The following is a 1065-nucleotide window of genomic DNA, read 5'->3' as shown; positions in this document are numbered from 1 at the left end:
AACGACGATGCGGGCGATGCGGGTCATGAGCGGAGGTTCGCATAGGCGAATGAAAAGGTAAATACGGGCGTGTCACCGTAATATATCGCAGACCCCGATCGACGGACCGGCCCTCGTTAACGATTCCCAGGCAGATTTAACCCATGTCGCCACCGAAGTCGCCGCGACGCGCCAGAAATGCCAAAGCTCGATCTGGGCCTGGGCCGTGTTTTGCAGGTAAGCGGCTGCGGAGTTCGCTGCGGTTCGAGCGAACCATGAAATTGCGATGCCGAGAACGGCGGCGGCGCCGGGGGGAGGCTGAGGAAAGCGCGTCGATAGTCACAAAACTTAATATGATCGCGAGTGACGACTGATCAGGACTTTTGCTACGGAGATTCCGGTGGCGGTCGGGACCCTCTCGCCGTGGCGGTCATGGCCGCCGAGACGCCCCAGTAAAGGGGAGCAAGCGATGCCAAGACTGGCGCTTTTGGATTCTCTGCTCACGCTCGCGTCAGTCGCTCTCGTTGGCGATCCGCAGGCGGCGCACGCCACGGTGATCATAAAATCCTTTCAGTTCAAGATCTGCATCACAGGCGCAAAACATCCCGATGGATGCAAGAATGTCGACGCGGATGCCCGCGTCGTCGTCAGCGACGACGCTATGGAAAGATTCGACAGTGAGATTGGCCTAGGCGCCTCGATCGAGGCGGTCCCGGACAGGAACGCTGCTCCATTGTCCAGCGTCACAAAATCTCATCGTCACCAACAACCCGGCGGCTAGCTGCGCGCATAAACGCGAAGGGCCGGTGGTAAGGCTCAGGTCGCCTGTCGCCGTAAATTCAAAAATTTGGATTCCCACGGAATTTCCAAATTTTATTTGGAAACGCGCGATATCAAGGAGTTGCAATACCGACCATAGCGGCTGCAACGACAATGATTGGAGCCGCTATTTTGATCGAATCGTCGCAAACGCCAGCGCCATCGAGCCTTGAATTACGAATTAGAATTACGGTGACAGGCCCGTCATTTCCCTATTATTTTCGTGTCTTGACGGTCTGGCGCGCCAACTTCGCCTTCGGCTTAGGC

General features: G+C 56.7%; 1 protein-coding gene. It reads left to right on the top strand.

Going from position 1 to position 1065, the window contains the following annotated elements:
• Positions 1-448: 448 nt before the first annotated feature.
• Positions 449-760, top strand: coding sequence for a hypothetical protein (locus GSQ90_RS31955; RefSeq protein ID WP_158819047.1), 312 nt, complete (start codon positions 449-451; stop codon positions 758-760).
• Positions 761-1065: the final 305 nt, after the last annotated feature.

The organism is Methylocapsa sp. S129 (assembly GCF_009765995.1).
Lineage (GTDB): Bacteria > Pseudomonadota > Alphaproteobacteria > Rhizobiales > Beijerinckiaceae > Roseiarcus.
The sequence above is the reverse complement of the archived record's forward strand: the minus strand, read 5'-3'. Positions and strand labels throughout refer to the sequence as shown.